18 protein-coding genes are annotated in these 15,299 nt (G+C 67.6%); 5 read left to right on the forward strand and 13 right to left on the reverse strand.

Translation table 11 applies throughout. The annotated features are described in order from the left end of the window. Positions 1 to 46 precede the first annotated feature (46 nt). The 3 genes from LGM42_RS03800 to LGM42_RS03810 form a co-directional block, all read right to left on the reverse strand. The gene (locus LGM42_RS03800) at positions 47 to 1,204 is read right to left on the reverse strand and encodes an iron-containing alcohol dehydrogenase (protein ID WP_226231601.1); all 1,158 of its coding nucleotides are present in this window, start codon (positions 1,202 to 1,204) and stop codon (positions 47 to 49) included. Continuing rightward, positions 1,201 to 1,536 (reverse strand): putative quinol monooxygenase, encoded by a 336-nt coding sequence (locus tag LGM42_RS03805; protein WP_060311753.1) that lies wholly within the window; start codon positions 1,534 to 1,536, stop codon positions 1,201 to 1,203. Before LGM42_RS03805 ends, LGM42_RS03800 begins: the two co-directional genes overlap by 4 nt. A 241-nt stretch (positions 1,537 to 1,777) precedes the next feature. Continuing rightward, entirely contained in the window at positions 1,778 to 2,497 is a 720-nt protein-coding gene (locus LGM42_RS03810; RefSeq protein WP_226231602.1) for an SDR family oxidoreductase, read from the reverse strand. Positions 2,498 to 2,629: 132 nt separating this feature from the next. Between LGM42_RS03810 and LGM42_RS03815 the strand changes: the two genes are divergently transcribed. The 3 genes from LGM42_RS03815 (at position 2,630) to LGM42_RS03825 (ending at position 5,743) form a co-directional block, all read left to right on the forward strand. After that, positions 2,630 to 3,607, forward strand: coding sequence for a LysR family transcriptional regulator (locus LGM42_RS03815; RefSeq protein WP_226231603.1), 978 nt, complete (start codon positions 2,630 to 2,632; stop codon positions 3,605 to 3,607). Between the two features lie 154 nt (positions 3,608 to 3,761). After that, a complete protein-coding gene (locus LGM42_RS03820; protein ID WP_059639225.1) occupies positions 3,762 to 5,150 on the forward strand; it encodes a nucleobase:cation symporter-2 family protein in 1,389 nt (462 codons plus the stop codon). 167 nt (positions 5,151 to 5,317) lie between these two features. Further along, positions 5,318 to 5,743: an NUDIX hydrolase gene (locus tag LGM42_RS03825; RefSeq protein WP_060311179.1), complete on the forward strand. Its 426-nt coding sequence runs from the start codon at positions 5,318 to 5,320 to the stop codon at positions 5,741 to 5,743. A gap of 75 nt (positions 5,744 to 5,818) precedes the next feature. Here the strand turns inward: LGM42_RS03825 and LGM42_RS03830 are convergent, their stop codons facing one another. Next, positions 5,819 to 6,031 carry a hypothetical protein gene (locus LGM42_RS03830; protein ID WP_059583102.1) on the reverse strand — a complete coding sequence of 71 codons (213 nt, stop codon included), beginning with the start codon at positions 6,029 to 6,031 and terminating at the stop codon, positions 5,819 to 5,821. Between the two features lie 362 nt (positions 6,032 to 6,393). Next, positions 6,394 to 7,335, reverse strand: a complete 942-nt coding sequence (locus LGM42_RS03835; protein ID WP_060311180.1) for a LysR substrate-binding domain-containing protein — start codon at positions 7,333 to 7,335, stop codon at positions 6,394 to 6,396. Positions 7,336 to 7,417: 82 nt separating this feature from the next. On the opposite strand from LGM42_RS03835, the gene LGM42_RS03840 reads away from it, so the two are divergent. Further along, positions 7,418 to 7,816 (forward strand): nuclear transport factor 2 family protein, encoded by a 399-nt coding sequence (locus tag LGM42_RS03840; protein WP_059639222.1) that lies wholly within the window; start codon positions 7,418 to 7,420, stop codon positions 7,814 to 7,816. 71 nt (positions 7,817 to 7,887) lie between these two features. Here LGM42_RS03840 and LGM42_RS03845 read toward each other — a convergent pair whose 3' ends face one another. Next, positions 7,888 to 8,301, reverse strand: coding sequence for a winged helix-turn-helix transcriptional regulator (locus LGM42_RS03845; RefSeq protein ID WP_059583104.1), 414 nt, complete (start codon positions 8,299 to 8,301; stop codon positions 7,888 to 7,890). A gap of 92 nt (positions 8,302 to 8,393) precedes the next feature. Between LGM42_RS03845 and LGM42_RS03850 the strand changes: the two genes are divergently transcribed. Continuing rightward, entirely contained in the window at positions 8,394 to 9,353 is a 960-nt protein-coding gene (locus LGM42_RS03850; protein WP_059582599.1) for an aromatic alcohol reductase, read from the forward strand. A 52-nt stretch (positions 9,354 to 9,405) separates the two neighbouring features. Here LGM42_RS03850 and LGM42_RS03855 read toward each other — a convergent pair whose 3' ends face one another. The 7 genes from LGM42_RS03855 to sctJ all read right to left on the reverse strand — a co-directional run bounded on the left by LGM42_RS03855 (position 9,406) and on the right by sctJ (position 15,298). Continuing rightward, entirely contained in the window at positions 9,406 to 9,795 is a 390-nt protein-coding gene (locus LGM42_RS03855) for an HrpB1 family type III secretion system apparatus protein (protein ID WP_226231604.1), read from the reverse strand. Positions 9,796 to 9,868: 73 nt separating this feature from the next. Continuing rightward, positions 9,869 to 10,675, reverse strand: coding sequence for a type III secretion system export apparatus subunit SctT (gene sctT / locus LGM42_RS03860; RefSeq protein WP_226231605.1), 807 nt, complete (start codon positions 10,673 to 10,675; stop codon positions 9,869 to 9,871). A 51-nt stretch (positions 10,676 to 10,726) separates the two neighbouring features. Next, complete coding sequence (locus LGM42_RS03865) at positions 10,727 to 11,212, reverse strand: type III secretion system protein (protein WP_060311181.1); 486 nt, start codon at positions 11,210 to 11,212, stop codon at positions 10,727 to 10,729. Between the two features lie 15 nt (positions 11,213 to 11,227). Beyond that, positions 11,228 to 12,619, reverse strand: a complete 1,392-nt coding sequence (gene sctN / locus LGM42_RS03870) for a type III secretion system ATPase SctN (RefSeq protein WP_226231606.1) — start codon at positions 12,617 to 12,619, stop codon at positions 11,228 to 11,230. Positions 12,620 to 12,670: 51 nt separating this feature from the next. After that, positions 12,671 to 13,702 carry a type III secretion system stator protein SctL gene (sctL, locus tag LGM42_RS03875; RefSeq protein ID WP_226231607.1) on the reverse strand — a complete coding sequence of 344 codons (1,032 nt, stop codon included), beginning with the start codon at positions 13,700 to 13,702 and terminating at the stop codon, positions 12,671 to 12,673. Beyond that, a complete protein-coding gene (locus tag LGM42_RS03880) occupies positions 13,696 to 14,451 on the reverse strand; it encodes a type III secretion protein HrpB4 (RefSeq protein ID WP_226231608.1) in 756 nt (251 codons plus the stop codon). The genes sctL and LGM42_RS03880 overlap by 7 nt, the downstream gene beginning before the upstream one ends. Positions 14,452 to 14,503: 52 nt before the next feature. Further along, positions 14,504 to 15,298, reverse strand: coding sequence for a type III secretion system inner membrane ring lipoprotein SctJ (sctJ, locus tag LGM42_RS03885; protein ID WP_060311185.1), 795 nt, complete (start codon positions 15,296 to 15,298; stop codon positions 14,504 to 14,506). Position 15,299 lies beyond the last annotated feature (1 nt).

The raw sequence follows: 15,299 nt of genomic DNA on the forward strand, positions 1-15,299 counted from the left end.
CGCGTCGTGAATCGTGCCGGGCGATGCGCCACGCGCGCCCGCCGCGTCACCACGCCTGCCGATAGATCTCCAGCGCGTCGGCCTCGGTCACCTCGCGCGGATTGTTCACGAGCAGGCGCGTCTGCAGCATCGCGTCCGACGCCATCCTCGGCAGGTCGGCCTCGCCGATGCCGACCTCGCGCAACGTGCGCGGAATGCCCGTCGCGACGATCAGCCGGTCGATCTCGGCGATCAGCGCGTGCGTTTTCGCTTCGTCGCTGCCCGTGGCCGACGGCGCGACGATCGCCGCCAGTTCCGCATACAGCGGCGCGGCGGCCGGCGCGTTGAAGCGCAGCACGTACGGCAGCACGAGCGCGTTCGACAAACCGTGCGGCACGTGGAAGATCCCGCCGACCGGATAGGCCAGCGCGTGTACGGCCGCGACCGGCGCATTCGCGAACGCCTGCCCCGCGAACATCGCGCCGACCAGCATCGCTTCGCGCGCGTGCCGGTTCTGCCCGTCGTCGCATGCGGCCAGCAGGTTGCGCGACAGCAGCGTCAGCGCGTGCGTCGCCAGCATGTCGGACACCGGATTCTTCAGCCGCGCGGACGTGTACGCCTCGATCGCATGCACCATCGCGTCGATGCCGGTAGCGGCCGTCGCCGCGCGCGGCAGGCCGAGCGTGAGTTCCGCGTCGAGGATCGCGACGTCCGCGAACAGGTGCGGCGACACGACGCCCATCTTGCGCGCCTCGCCGACCGTGACGATCGACACGGCCGTGACCTCGGAGCCCGTGCCGGCCGTGGTCGGCATCTGCACGAGCGGCAGCCGCGCGCTCGCGACCTTGTCGACGCCGTACATGTCGGCCAGCGCCTGCTGCCCCGGCACGAGCACCGCGATCAGCTTCGCGACGTCCATCGACGAGCCGCCGCCGAGGCCGAGCACGATCTCCGCGTCGGCCGCGACGGCCCGCGCGGTCGCGTCGAGCACCACGTGCTCGGGCGGATCGGCGATCACGTCGTCGATCACGGTGACCCGCCAGCCGTGCGCGGCGAGGCTCGCCAGCGCGGGCGCGAGCACGCCGCTGCGATGCAGGAACGCGTCGGTGACGACGCACAGCCGCGCGAGCGCCGGAAAGCGTTCGCGCAACAGCGCGCCGAGCCGGCGCGCGGCGCCGAATTCGACGATCTGCGTCGGAACGGTACGGAATTGAAACGGGTTCATCGAGCGCCTCCCGGGGCCGTCGCCGTGTCCGTGTCCGGCTGCACCATGTAGCGGATCACCTCGCGACGATCGAGCAACGGCATGATCGCGCCGACACCGATCCGCTGGAAATGCGGCGTTTCCCGATGCACGTCGAGGCCGTCGGCCTCGCTGTAACGCTCGAGGATCACGATGTGGTCGGGGTTCTCCGGCGACCGGAAGTACGCGTAGTCGAGGTTTTTCGGCTCGGTGCGCGTGGCCGGCGCGAGTTCGGCCAGCAATTCGACCACGCGGTCGCCGTTGCCGGGTTTCGCGAAGAAATGCGCGATGACCTGCAGATAGGGTTCGTTCATGCTGCGCTCCATGTTCGACACAAGCCCGTCGCGACGGGAGCGCCCCCCATCCGCCATGAGCCGGATGAATTCAAACGCGATGAGGCGGCACCGTATCACTGACGCGTCGTCGCATTGTATTGAATCGGCACGGCCTTCGCAGAGCCGCGACCGCGCCGCGAACCACAGGCCGAATCCCGCGGCACGCTCACGACGAGCCGGAACCTGGCCGGCCGCCGCGCGCTTGCGCCGCCTCCGTCGTTCACCACGGCACCGTCCGCCCCAGATAGTCGAGATATTCGAGCCCGGGCCGCGCCCGCTTCGCCAGCAGCACGTCGACGAGGCTCGGCACGCTCTCGTCGATGGTCAGGCGCGCATCGGGCCCGCCAAGTTCGGTACGGACCCAGCCGGGCGCCATCAGCGCCAGCGCGCGGCGCGTATCGGCCTGACGCGCCGCGAAGCTGCGCATGAACTGGTTCAGCGCGGCCTTGCTGCCGCGATACACCTCGCGCATCCCGCTGACGTTGTTCGCGACGCTGCCCTGCCCCGACGACATCGCGCCGATCAGGCCGTCGTCGGTCACGAGATCCTGCAGCGTCTCGATCGCACGCATCGGCGCCAGCGCATTCGTGATCATCACGCGCACGAATTCGTCGGTCGTCACTTCGCCGATCGTTTCGTTCGGATCGTTGGTCGTGCCCGCGTTCACGAACAGCATGTCGAAGCGCCGGCCCGACAGGCGCTCGCGCAGCGCGGCCAGTTGCGCGGGCTCGCAGATGTCGAGCGTGCCGATATCAAGCCGGCCGTCGAACCGGTCGGCCAGGTCGTGCAGCTTGGTGCGCCCCGATCCTGCGCGCACGGTGCCCGTCACGTTCCAGCCCTTGTTCAGGAATGCCTCCGCCATCGCCAGCCCGAGGCCGCGCGACGCCGCGACGAGAAGGATCGCGGGCGCGTTTCGTCGATTCGATTCAGTCGATTGCATGGTTTTCGCCTTTGCCGCGTTTCGTCATGCGCCCACTATAGGCGCGCGCTACGACAGGCGCCAGACGCATTCAATGCAATCGATAGTTGCATTAGACGCCATGTTATCGGCACAAAAGCGTATCCTGTCTGCATGGACGACATCGACCTGAACCTCGTTACCGCGCTCGACGTGCTGCTGTCGGAAGCCAGCGTGACCGCCGCCGCGCGCCGGCTGGGCCTGAGCACGTCCGCGATGAGCCGCACGCTCACGCGGCTGCGTATCGCCACCGGCGATCCACTGCTCGTCCGCGCCGGGCGCAGGCTCGTGCCGACGCCGCACGCAGCCGCGCTGCGCGACCGCGTGCATGCGGTCGCGAGCGACGCGCGCGCCGTGCTCCGGCCGGCGACGGCCGACGTCGATCTCGCGACGCTCACGGCCACGTTCACGATCCGGGCCGCCGCGTCGTTCATGGAAATGCTGTCCGGCCCGGTCGTCGCCGCGCTGGCCGACGTCGCGCCGCACGTCCGTATCCGCTTCGTCCCGAAGCTCGACCGCGATCCGCAAGCGCTGCGCGACGGCACGGTCGACCTGGAAATCGGCAAGCGCGGCGACGACGCGCCCGAGCTACACACGCGCATGCTCTTTCACGACTGGCACGTCGCGGTGGCGCGCGCCGGGCATCCGGTGTTCGCGTCGGCCCGGATCACGCCCGCGCGCTATGCCGCGTGCCGCCACGTCATGGCGGCCCAGCTCGGCGATTTCGCCGGGCCGGCCGACGACACGACCGGCAACTCCGGCCCCGGCCCCGCCGTGCACGTCGTCGTGCCGGGCTACCCCGACGCGATGCGTGTCGCCGCCAGCACCGACCTGATCGCGCTGGTGCCGCGTTCGAGCCTCGGCAATGCGTGCTCGCCGGGGCTCACCGAAGTCCTCGGGCTGCGCAGTTTCGAAATTCCGGTCCGTCTGCCGGCGATCCTCGTGTCCGCGCTGTGGCATCCGCGCATGCACGGCGACCCCGTGCACCGCCGCTTGCGCGATACGGTCATCGCCGTCTGCCAGCGCGCGTATCCGGATTCCCGTCCGCCGCGCACCACGACGCGCGGCAACGGAGCACGCGTCGCGGGCTGACCGTTGGCCACATCCCGCAGTTCGAACCAGCCGGCCGCCGATCGGGCGCCTTTTGCGCGATCCACCGGCTCGTCACCATTGCGGCCCGGCCCGCGGCGCCGGCCGGCCCTTCGGCTAAAATGCCGCACTTTCCACCTCGTCCGGCCCGCTCGCCATGCAACCCGCCTCCTCCGCCCAATCCGCCTCTCGCGGCGCTGACGCCGCAGAATCGGCCCGCGACCTCGTCTACGGCCCGAACGACCGGCCGGCGCCGATGGTCGCCTTCGTCGCCGCGCTCCAGCACCTGCTGGCGATCATCGTGCCGATCGTCACGCCCGGCCTGCTGATCTGCCAGGCGCTCGGCGTGTCCAGCCGCGATACGACCCTGATCGTGTCGATGTCGCTGGTGATTTCCGGCATCGCCACCTTCGTCCAGTGCAAGCGCTTCGGCCCGCTGGGCGCCGGCCTGCTGATCGTCCAGGGCACCAGCTTCAACTTCGTCGGCCCGCTGATCGCCGGCGGCAGCCTGATGGTCAAGCAGGGCACGCCGGTCGAGACCGTGATGGCCGCGATCTTCGGCGTCGTGATCGCCGGGTCGTTCGTCGAGATGGGCGTGTCGCGCATCCTGCCGTTCGTGAAGCGCCTGATCACGCCGCTCGTCACCGGCATCGTCGTGCTGCTGATCGGCCTCACGCTGATCAAGGTCGGCCTGATCAGCATGGGCGGCGGCTACGGCGCGATGGCCAAGGGCACGTTCGCGAGCGCCGAGAACCTGACGCTGTCGGGCCTCGTGCTCGGCACGATCATCCTGCTGAACCGCGTGCCGGTCGTGTGGGTGCGCAGCACCGCGCTCGTCATCGCGCTCGCGATCGGCTATCTCGCCGCCGCGTTCCTCGGCCGCCTCGACTTCACCGGCATGCATCAGGCCGCGCTGTTCCAGGTGCCGACGCCGCTGCACTTCGGCATCGGCTTCTCGTGGGCGCTGTTCGTGCCGATGCTGATCATCTACCTCGTGACGTCGCTCGAGGCGATCGGCGACGTGACGGCCACCAGCAAGATCTCGAACGAGCCGGTCGAAGGGCCGGTGTGGATGCAGCGGATCAAGGGCGGCGTGCTCGTGAACGGCGCGAACTCGCTGCTGGCCGGCGTATTCAATACGTTCCCGAGCTCGGTATTCGCGCAGAACAACGGCGTGATCCAGATCACCGGCGTCGCGAGCCGTCACGTCGGCATCTGGATCGCGGGGATGCTGGTGGTGCTCGGCCTGTTCCCGGTCGTCGCCGGCGTGCTGCAGGCCGTGCCCGAGCCCGTGCTCGGCGGTGCGGCGATGGTGATGTTCGGCGCCGTGGCCGCATCGGGCATCAACATCCTCGCGGGCATCCACCTCGACCGTCGCGCGCTGCTGATCATCGCGGTGTCGCTGGCGCTCGGCCTCGGCGTATCGCAGGTGCCGGACATCCTGAACAGCCTGCCGCATGCGCTGAAGAACGTGCTGGAATCGGGCGTGGCGACGGGCGGTATCTGCGCGCTCGTGATGAACTGGTTCCTGCCGGAAAAGAAGTAACCGAACGCACCGTGCGGCGGCACGGTGCGCGTGACGGGCCGCCCCGCGCCAACGGCGTCCCGCGCGCCCGGCCCCGTCGCGCAGCCGTCGGCCACGCGACGACGACCGTTCATCCAGCCCGGTCGGCGCCGCTTGGCCGAACGATCGACGCTGGTTAGAATGGCGCCATGCCCCGAACACCAGCGCCCAATACTGCCGCCGAAGCGAGCGCCGTCCCGATCAAGGAGCGCGCGACGGTCGTCTGCTACCGCGGCGAGCACGTCTTGCTCGTCGCGCGTGCGTCGTCGCGCTGGGCGCTACCCGGCGGCACGATCAAGCGCGGGGAGACGCCGCTCGACGCCGCGCATCGCGAGTTGCGCGAAGAAACCGGCATGACGGGCCACGATCTCGTGTACGCGATGCAGTTCACCGGGCTCGCGAAAATCCATCACGTGTTCTTCGCGGAAGTCGGCCCGGACCATACGCCGCAAGCGAACAACGAGATCGAGAAATGCAGGTGGTTTCCGATCGAAGGCGTCGAGGCACTGCGCGCGAGCATCCCGACGAAACGCATCGTCGAACTCGTCTACAACCACGAAATCCGCAACGCATAGCACGTCGAAGGCGCGGGCACGCGCGAGCCGCCGGCCCGCCGGAATCGATTTTTTCGCGGATCGACGCGCGAACGCTCAGTGCAAGCGCTTTCTGCGCAGTTCGTGCGTGGAATAGACGACGAGGAAGATGCCCAGCATCGCGACGCCGAACGCCATGAAGTCGTTTGCGCTTCCCGAGCCATGCAAGGACTTCGGGAGAATGCCGAGACTCAACCCCGCCACCGCGAGAAGCAATCCTGCCGCCATACCCCACATCGGTCCGGCGGTCTTTTCGATTTTATTTTTCATACAGCACCCGTCTACGGTCAAGACCTGGTCGGTATCGGCAAAAAGCGCCGCATCTACCTTCAGTCATTCCACTATAGCCGGGAAATAATTCCCGTACGTCTAGTGCTTTTCCCGATCAAGTTTGCATGGGCGTGGCCGTTGTACGGCGTCGGTGCGCGACGCGGGCGCGGCATGATCCTGCCCGGGAGCGTGAGTATCGATGGACCGCATCGGATTCGGCGCGGCATCCGTGGAGTCGAAGCGTCGCCGCGGTGGCAAGCGCGGCATTTTCGACGGACGCAGACCCGCCGGCGGCGTTCCGTATCTAGCGTCGGTGGGCAGGAGGATCGGGAGGAATGCCGAATCGGTCGCTCACCTGTCGATCAGTCTTCTCGCGCAAGTCGCAGCAAGACGTCGGCAAGGGCCCGAATTTTCGGTTGTTCCGCACGTTGCGGCGGATAGACGAGGAAGTACGACAGGCCGTCTTCAACCACCTCCTCGAACGGTGTCACCAGCGATCCGGCACGGAGCCGGTCTCTCGCCATTCGTGGGTCGCCGATTGCAATGCCGTGCCCTTCCGTCGATGCCGCGAGCGTCAATTCGAGGGTATCGAATACCAGCCCGCGTCCCGCATCGATCTGGCGCGCGCCAACGTGATCGAGCCAGCATCGCCACTCCGCATGGCTGGGCCCTGGATGGAGCAAATCGACCTGCGCAAGATCGGCAACGGATCGCAGCGATGTCGCCAAGGCGGGCGCGCACATCGGCGTGAGCCTCTCGGGAAATAGCGCTACCGCCTCCATGCCGGTCCATTGCCCCGTGCCGCGCACGATGACGGCGTCGACGTCGGACGTCGTGAAATCCGGCGTATCGTCCGCGGATGTCGAAATACGCAGCTCCGTCCCGCTCATCGCACGATGAATGTCCGGCAGCCGCGGGAGCAACCAGCGAACGGCGAACGTGGACGGCAACTTCAACGTGAGCACCGCGGTCGCCCGTGCTCGGGAATCCGCGTGCTGGACCAATTGCGTGAGCACGTCGACCGCGACCGTCAGCAGTGCATTTCCTTCCGCGGTCAACGTCAGCCCCGATACATGGCGCACGAACAGTGCGCATCGATAATGCGTTTCCAACTGCTGTATCTGGCGGCTCACCGCGCCTTGAGTACGGCACAGATGATCCGCCGCCTTGCTGACGCTGCCGAGCTGCGCCGCGGCGACGAACGACTGAATCGCCGCCAACGGCGGGAGCGGCCGCGTCAGGTCGGCCAGCGGATATGCATGCGCCGCATACCCGGGTTGCAAATTTTTCGATTGTTCGGTCATCGGTGCGTCGTTATCGTGCGTCTACCGGATACCCCGCTCCTACGCATGAACGGGGGCGTCAACGAATGATCGGAGGATAATTTTGGGCTCAACGTCGGCATCACTCTATACGGAACAGGTTCGCACTTACCTTCGGGAGCTGGAGCGAGGCGATGTGGGCGCCATCTGCGCGCTATTCACGCCGGACGCGCGGATTTTTTCGCCGTTTCTCGGCTGGATGCACGCCGAACCCTTCTTTTCGAAGGTCGCTGCCGCATCGGGAGAAAGCAAGATTACACCGATCGATATCTGCGTCAGCACGACAGGCGCTCGACGTGCGACCGGTTACTTCATCTACGACTGGGCCCTGAAAGACGGTTCGGTGGCGCGCTTCGAGTGCGTCGACGTGTTCGAGTTCGACATCGCGGGGCTGATCGAACGGATGATCATCGTCTACGACACCCATCCGATTCGCAGTACGGTCGGCGACAAGTACGCGTGACCGAATCGATGTCGCGCGATACCGAGCGCCGGCATTTGTGCAGCGCCGCTCCACCGCCGCGGCGGCGTCGACTACGCGTTTGCGTCGCGGTGCTGCCTGTCGAAATTCCGCCTCGCTTCACGGAAGCGGTCCGCATTCTCGACGATCCAGGTCCACAGCGGGACCATGCGAACGAGCAGGTCCATGCCCGTGTCGGACAACTCGTATTCGACTCTGGGGGGGACTTCTTCGAAATCGTGACGGCGCACGAGGCCGTCACGCTCGAGCTGCCGTAACGTGCGCGTCAACATGCGCTGAGTCACCCCGTGCATGCGCCTGCCGATTTCCGCATGGCGCAGCCTGCCGTACACGCCGAGCGTGTGCACGACACCGAGCGACCAACGGCTTCCGGCATGGGCAAGCACCTCCCGCCGCAACCCGTCATCATCGTCCCGCAGGCCGTCACACACGGTCTGCGAATATTGAAGAAGTTCATCTCGATCCAACTCTCTGGCTCCCAGTATCACGCGTGTGCCTTCTTTCATCCACGCCCACGCATTGCTAGACTGCCGCCACGCATTCCTTGATGGGCTAAACGATGAACCGAACAGATCCTGACGCTACGTCTCGAAACATTCTCGTGCTCGGTGCCGGCGAACTCGGCCTCCCGGTGCTACGCAGTCTTGCACGCCGGGCGAAGGACGTGACTGGCGCGAAGATCAGCGTGCTGCTGCGCGCCAGTGCCGTCGAATCCAGCGCACCCGCCAAGCGGCATGATATCGCGGAGATTCGGGATCTTGGGATCGAGATCGTCATAGGCGATTTCGTGAAGCGTTCCATCGATGAACTCGCTGTCTTGTTCGCGCGATATGACACGGTAATCGGTTGCGCGGGCATTACGGCCGGAATCGACACGCCGATGAAATTGGCACGCGCTGCATTGCAGGCGCGAATCCCGAGGTACTTCCCGTGGCAGTTCGGGGTCGATTTCGACGTGATCGGTCGCGGCAGTCCGCAGGACATCTTCGACGCACAGCTGGACGTGCGCGAATTGCTGCGCAGTCAGCACGACACCGAGTGGGTCATCATCTCGACCGGCATGTTCATGAGCTATCTGTTCGAGCCGGACTTCGGTGTCGTTGACCTGAAAAACGACACGGTCCACGCGTTGGGCAGCCTCGACACCGCCGTGACGCTGACGACGCCCGACGATATCGGCGCACTGACTGCCGAGATCGTGTTCGCCCAACCTCGTATCCGGAACGAGATCGTGTATCTGGCCGGCGACACCGTGACTTACGGTGAGGTCGCCGACAAGCTGCAAGCGGGCCTCGGCCGCCCTTTCAGCCGTGCGGTGTGGAGTGAGGCGTACTTGCTGGATGAACTGGCGCGGGACCCACACAACATGATGCGGAAGTATCGTGCCGCTTTCGCTCAAGGGCGGGGTGTCGCGTGGGACAAGCGCGGGACGTTCAATCAACGCCACGCCATTCCGGTCACCGACGTGGCATCGTGGATCGAGGCAAACCTTGCTTCGGGCCGCGGCGAGTCATCGTGAAACCGGCCGGCCGGGCAGACGGCCGGTCCCCGCTTGACGCAGCCGCGGGCGGCTATCCACGCCCGATCGCGGGCGCTGCGAGCAGCGCCTGGGCGGTGCGCGTCGCCATCGGGTCATCAGACTTGTACGCCGCCGCGTACGCATAGGTACGCCACGATGCATCGCCAAGTGCGTAAAGACATACCGCCGCGAGCGACATGCCGCGCGACGACAGCGTGCCGTCGCGCTCCACCCGGCGCAATTCGGTCAGCGCCTCGCCCCAGGCGCGTGCACGCACATGCCACCAGGCCAGCACCTCGCGCATTTCGCCGCTCCCGGGACGCAGCACCGCCATCGCATCGAGCAGGTCCTGAACGTCCGAAAACGTATCCAGCGCCGCACCGGCCCACAGCACGTGCATCATCCCCGTGACGATCGCGTTGTCGCTCAACGCCTCGATCATGTTTTTCTCCAAGCTTTTTCGGCCAGTCGCCATCGGCGAACGCATACTTGCGCGCTCGCGCATTCACCGCGTTTCACTTGCCGCCCGCGAGCGCCCTCGCCTCGGCCGCGATGCCCACGAGCGACAGTTGATCGCGTACCTGATCGATGAAGATCGCCGCCATCAGGGCGAGCATCAGAATCGTGAGCGCACCTTTCACGGGCTGCGCCAGCGACGGCAGATCGAGCTTTTGCGACACCTTCCCGGTAAAGCCGAAGCCGATGTCGATCAGCAGCAGCATCAGCATCATCGGCGTGGCCAGCTTCGCCACCGTTTCCATCAGCGAGTCGGTCTTCCCCAGCACGAACGATTCGAGTACGGCCCCCCCGGCCGGCGTGAGGTTCGCAAGCGGCCACCAGGTATACGATTGGTAGATCGCGCCGAGCAGAAACGTCATGCCGCCCAGACACCAGAACGCCGCGATCGCGAACTGGCTCAGGAGCGTGGAAGTCAGCGACGTCTGCTGCCCCTGGCTCGGGTTCTGCATCTGCAGTTGATTGAAACCGGTCAGATCGTCGACGTACGTGCCGACGCTTTCGGCGGCCCAGAACACCGTCGACGCCGCGAAGCCGAGGCCAACGCCGATCAGCGCCTCCTTCAACCCGATGCCCACGAGCATCGTCGCATCGCCCTGCTCGAGCAGGCCGCGTTGCCCGTACGCGATGAAGCTGCCCCACAGCAGCGCCAGCGCGGTGCGCACGCGGCCTTGCACGACGTTGTCGGACGTCGGCGGAAAAATCATCATCAGGACCATCAATCGTTCACTGCAAAGGCCGAGCACGATCAGAAACCTGACCAGCTGATGGCTCGATTCGATCGATGCGAATGTAATCTCGCTCATTTCAGTCACCTGTCGCTCAATGGATGCCGGCTGGCGAGCGCGCTCGCCGCTTCAGAACGCCGGACTGGGCCGGCGACTCTCCGATGTTTCCTCGTCCTGCGCGTCCTCGATCGCGAGCTCGATACCCTTGACGAGCGTGTCGCGCCGCTTGCCGTAGATGTCGATGCGGGCACGGTTGCGCAGGATCTCCGTGCGCAGCGCACCGATCTGCGCCTCCTTCGCCGCGAGCGCCTGCCCGGCCTGCGCCGCCCGGGCCTCGAGCATCGCGTGCTGCTCGGCCGCGTGCGAGCGAAATTCGCGCAGCTTCAGATACTCGTCCGCCCGGAAGGAAACGCCGCCCAGCATCGCGTCGATCTTGCCGTCGTGCGCGGCGAGCTCGGCCGCATGCGCGCGCACCGCCGTGCGGCTTTCGTCCAAGGCGTCCATGAGCGCCTGCAGCTCGCCGCGCAAACCGCCGAGCGCCGCATTGAGCTTGCGATCGAGCTGGCGGCGACGCGAGAGCACGCGCTCGAACGCGGCAACGCGGCGGTCCTTCATCGCTCGCCTCCGGCATCAGGACTGCACGATCTCGCCGAGGGCCGCGAGCGTGTCGCTCGGGTCGACGAGCAGATCGGTCGGTTGGCCGAGGAAAGCCCGAATCGCGTCGATCTTCGCAATGGCTTCGTCGGCAAGCGCATCGGTGCCGCTCTGATACTCGCCCACCTGCAGCAGCAGTTCGACCTCCTTGTGCTTGGCCATCAGCCGCCGCACGTGCCCCGCCGCCGCCACGTGCTCGCGCGGCACCACCTGCGTCATCACGCGCGAAAGACTGCCGAGCACGTCGATCGCCGGATAGCGGTTCTGTGCCGCAATCTCGCGCGAAAGAATCATGTGGCCGTCGAGAATGCCCCGCACTTCCTCGGCAATCGGGTCGCCGCCCGATTCGTCCTCGGCCAGCACGGTATAAAGGGCGGTGATCGAGCCGAGCTCCGAACGGCCCGCGCGCTCCAGCAGCCGCGGCAGCTCGGCGAAGATCGACGGCGGAAAGCCGCGCCGCGTCGGCGGCTCGCCCATCGCCAGGCCGATTTCGCGCTGCGCGCGCGCGAAGCGCGTCAGCGAATCCATCATCAGCAGCACCCGCATGCCGCGGTCGCGGAAGTATTCGGCCACCGCCGTTGCCGCATAAGCGGCCTTCGCGCGCTCGATCGACGAGCGGTCCGATGTCGCGCAGACGACGACCGAGCGGGCCATTCCCTCCGGCCCGAGAATGTGCTCGCAGAATTCGCGCACTTCGCGGCCGCGCTCCCCGATCAACGCGATGACGTTGACGTCGCAGCGCGCCCCGCGCGCGAACATGCCCATCAACGTGCTCTTGCCGACGCCGGCCGGCGCGAAGATGCCCATGCGCTGGCCCTCGGCCAGCGTCATCATGCCGTCGACGACGCGCACGCCCGTCGGCATCGGGGTATCGACGACGGGCCGCGACATCGGATCGGGCGGATCGGCGATGACGGGCTGCCACTCGTCGCATTCGAGCGGCCCCTTGCCGTCGATCGGCTCGCCCAGGCTGTCGATCACGCGGCCGAGCAGACGGGGGCCGATGCGCAGCGAAAGCGGACGCCGGAGCCCCACCACGCGTGTCGCCCGGGACACGCTGCCGAGCCGGCCGAACGGCGAGAGCAGCGCGACGTCGCGCGAGAAGCCGACCACCTCGGCACGCTGCAGCAACGCGCCTTCGGGCGAACGCAGCTCGCATAGCTCGCCGAGCGTCGCGTCGAGGCCCGATACGCGTACGAGCGTGCCGATCACTTCCTGCACCTTGCCGCACGCCGCGGGTTGCGCGCCGGCGCGCAGTTCGCGCTCCATCGCCTCCATCAGCGCCGAGAAGCCGCGTATGGCCCGCGGCTGCGCGATGTGCGCCCCGCTCGCTTCATCGGTTCCGAAACTGTCCGCGCTGTCGATCATGGCGCTCCCTTCCTTGTCATGTGTTCTTCCACGTGCCGCGCGAAGGCCCGTTCAGATGGACATCGCGTCGGCGTCGGCATGCGCGGCATCGGTCCAACCCTCGTCGTGCAGGTCCCCCGCCGTTTGCAGGGCCGCGGCATCGTCCTGCCAACCTCCTTCGTCGCCGAGGTTGCCGTCGCCGAGGTTGCCGCCCTCGCCGCCCTCGCCGCCATCGCCGCCGTCGTTCGCGCGCGCATCCGGGTCCGCCAGATCCTCGCCAGCGCCGACGGCGTACTCGCCGATCGGCACCTCGGCGTCGCCGGCGAAACCGGCCTGCGCGTCGACCGCTTGTGCGTCATCCCCGGGCCGCGCATTCGGCGCCTCGCGCGAGGGCTCCTCCGCCACGCTTCGCACCGCGCGCGCCAGGGCGTCGCGCATCGCCGCCAGGTGCAACGACAGGCTCGCGTCGATCGCGCCCAGGTCGGTTTCGGCGACGCATGCGCCGGGCGCAAGCGTCGCGTCGGCCGCCACGCGCAACCGCACGGCGCGCCCGGCCTCGCGCCACGCCGCGGCCGCTTCGTCGAAGGCCGCGCTCGCCGCGGCCAGATCCGACGGATGAACACGCAGATGAACGGGGCTGCCGTCGGCGACGATCCGCTCCACCGTCGCGGCCGCGCGCGCGAAAAGCGCCTTGGGATCGGCCGACGCAACGATCTGCTCGACCGCCAGCGCGACCAGTTCGGCCAGCCGGTCCTGCTGCCCGGGCGCGAGCCGGCAGGCTTCGGCGTGCGCGGCCGCCGCGCGTTCGTACCAATCGGTCAGCCCCCGCCGCAAACCATCGTCGTAGCCCCGCTCGGCCGCTTGCGCGAACTCACGCATCGCACGCTCGGCGAGCTCTTCCGCGCGGGCGCGGGCTTCGTCGAGCAGCACGCGGGCCTGGGCGCGCGCCGCGTCCAGCGCCTCGTCGCATTGCCGGCGCATCTCGGCGTACGCCGCATCGATCTCGACGATCGCCGCGAGGCGTTCATGACGCAGGACGTCCCCTTCGACGCCCACGCCGAGGTCCGTGCCTTCGGCCTGCGGATTGCGTAACCAGATCACCATGACCACTCCGGAAACAAGTCGGGCAGTTGCGAGACGATCGAAAGGCTCGGGCTCGAGCCTTCCGAAGACGGGAGTGACGGCGGCAACGACGGGGACGGCCACGCCCCCTCCTCGTCGCGCGCCGGCATGGCCCACCGCATGATCGCGAGCGGGCCGCCCGGCGCCCATCGGCAGTCGCGCTCGAAAAGCCGAAAGCCGAGCCACGCGAGGACGTCGCCATCGGCCGCGTCGAGCGGCACTGGCATGACCGATGCCGCGGGGTGCGCGCGCGCGGCCAGCGAGCGCGCCTCGCCCGCAAGCTCTCGCCCGCGCGCGAAGAGCAGATTGACGCCGCGCGCCCCGATCCAGGCCGTCAACTTCTCGCGACGCGGCCGGTCGATCCAGGTGCGCAATGGCTCCACCTGCTCCACGAGCGCGCGCAGGCGGAACACGGTCAGACAATCGTGCGCCGGCAGCAAGGCAAGCGCCGCTTCCGGCGCGTTGAACGCGGCAAGCGGCGGCACGGGCATGCCCCATTCGTCGAGCAGCGCATCGGCAAGCGCCTCCGCCTGCGCGGGGCCGCATGCGCCGAGCCGGTCTGCACAGGGCACGCGTGCAAGGCGCGCCGGATGCATCCAGTCGAACAGCGTACGCCGGCGCTGATGGTAGGCGGCCAGCCTCGCCGCGACGGCCGCCGGCGTCTCGCCGTTCGGGGCGGCAACGCTGTCGGCGGTTGCGTCGTATGCATCGGCTGCGTCGTATGCGCTCATCGTGTGCTCCCCCTGCTTGCCCTGCCGGCCATGCGATCGTTCGGATCGAAGCTCATGCCGGCGCTTTCGCCGCGCGCCCCGCCCGGCGCGCGAGCAGGCCCGCCAGTCCGCCGCCGCCCTTGAGCAGGTTGCCGCGCAAGAGCGCGAAGCCGCCGGCGATCATCAACAGCAGCACGCCGAGTGCGCCGCCCGCATAGACGATCCAGCCGTCCTGGCGATGCGGGTGGGCAGGTGGATCGAGCGCATCGGCCGGCACGCTCGTCACGCTGACCTGATCGTAGGTCAGCCCCTCTATGCTGTGCACGACCAGGTTCTTGATCGCCGGCGTCATCCGCTCGAGATTCGCGTCCGGCCGGTACTTGATGAAGACCGATGCGGACGACGGCTTGACCGACTGCGCGAGCGGATCGTTGTTCGGCAGCACGATCTGCACGCGCGCCACGACCACGCCATCGATCTTCGACAACGTGTCGTCGAGCTCCTGCGACAAACCGTAAATGAAGCGCACGCGCTCCTCGGTCGGCGTGGAAACGAGCCCGTCCTTCTTGAACAGCGCGCCGAGGTCGTCGAATTTCTTGCGCGGCAGGCCGCGTGCGCGCAGCACTTCCACGGCATGCACGATCTGCTTTTCGTCGACGCCGACCGACCAGGTCTTGCCGCCATCGGGCGTGCTCTTTTGCGCGTCGACGCCGGACATCAGCAGCGCCGCCACCATTTCGTTGCAGTCGCTTTCGGTCAATTGCCCGTAGAGCTCCTGCTTGCAGGCCGCAAGCGACAGCACGAGCGCCGCCACCGCGACGAGCCGCCATGCGGAGGGCAGCCTCGAAGGCACAAGGTTCGGTTTCATT

Origin of the sequence: Burkholderia sp. AU39826 (assembly GCF_020419965.1) — a bacterium.
In the GTDB taxonomy this organism is placed as follows: Bacteria; Pseudomonadota; Gammaproteobacteria; order Burkholderiales; family Burkholderiaceae; genus Burkholderia; species Burkholderia semiarida.

Bases quoted from the DNA above. Each gene is read 5' to 3' on its own strand.
- LGM42_RS03800 (WP_226231601.1), bottom strand. From the start codon at position 1,204: ATGAACCCGTTTCAATTCCGTACCGTTCCGACGCAGATCGTCGAATTC.
- LGM42_RS03805 (WP_060311753.1), bottom strand. From the start codon at position 1,536: ATGAACGAACCCTATCTGCAGGTCATCGCGCATTTCTTCGCGAAACCC.
- LGM42_RS03810 (WP_226231602.1), bottom strand. From the start codon at position 2,497: ATGCAATCGACTGAATCGAATCGACGAAACGCGCCCGCGATCCTTCTC.
- LGM42_RS03815 (WP_226231603.1), top strand. From the start codon at position 2,630: ATGGACGACATCGACCTGAACCTCGTTACCGCGCTCGACGTGCTGCTG.
- LGM42_RS03820 (WP_059639225.1), top strand. From the start codon at position 3,762: ATGCAACCCGCCTCCTCCGCCCAATCCGCCTCTCGCGGCGCTGACGCC.
- LGM42_RS03825 (WP_060311179.1), top strand. From the start codon at position 5,318: ATGCCCCGAACACCAGCGCCCAATACTGCCGCCGAAGCGAGCGCCGTC.
- LGM42_RS03830 (WP_059583102.1), bottom strand. From the start codon at position 6,031: ATGAAAAATAAAATCGAAAAGACCGCCGGACCGATGTGGGGTATGGCG.
- LGM42_RS03835 (WP_060311180.1), bottom strand. From the start codon at position 7,335: ATGACCGAACAATCGAAAAATTTGCAACCCGGGTATGCGGCGCATGCA.
- LGM42_RS03850 (WP_059582599.1), top strand. From the start codon at position 8,394: ATGAACCGAACAGATCCTGACGCTACGTCTCGAAACATTCTCGTGCTC.
- LGM42_RS03855 (WP_226231604.1), bottom strand. From the start codon at position 9,795: ATGATCGAGGCGTTGAGCGACAACGCGATCGTCACGGGGATGATGCAC.
- sctT (WP_226231605.1), bottom strand. From the start codon at position 10,675: ATGAGCGAGATTACATTCGCATCGATCGAATCGAGCCATCAGCTGGTC.
- LGM42_RS03865 (WP_060311181.1), bottom strand. From the start codon at position 11,212: ATGAAGGACCGCCGCGTTGCCGCGTTCGAGCGCGTGCTCTCGCGTCGC.
- sctN (WP_226231606.1), bottom strand. From the start codon at position 12,619: ATGATCGACAGCGCGGACAGTTTCGGAACCGATGAAGCGAGCGGGGCG.
- sctL (WP_226231607.1), bottom strand. From the start codon at position 13,702: ATGGTGATCTGGTTACGCAATCCGCAGGCCGAAGGCACGGACCTCGGC.
- LGM42_RS03880 (WP_226231608.1), bottom strand. From the start codon at position 14,451: ATGAGCGCATACGACGCAGCCGATGCATACGACGCAACCGCCGACAGC.
- sctJ (WP_060311185.1), bottom strand. From the start codon at position 15,298: ATGAAACCGAACCTTGTGCCTTCGAGGCTGCCCTCCGCATGGCGGCTC.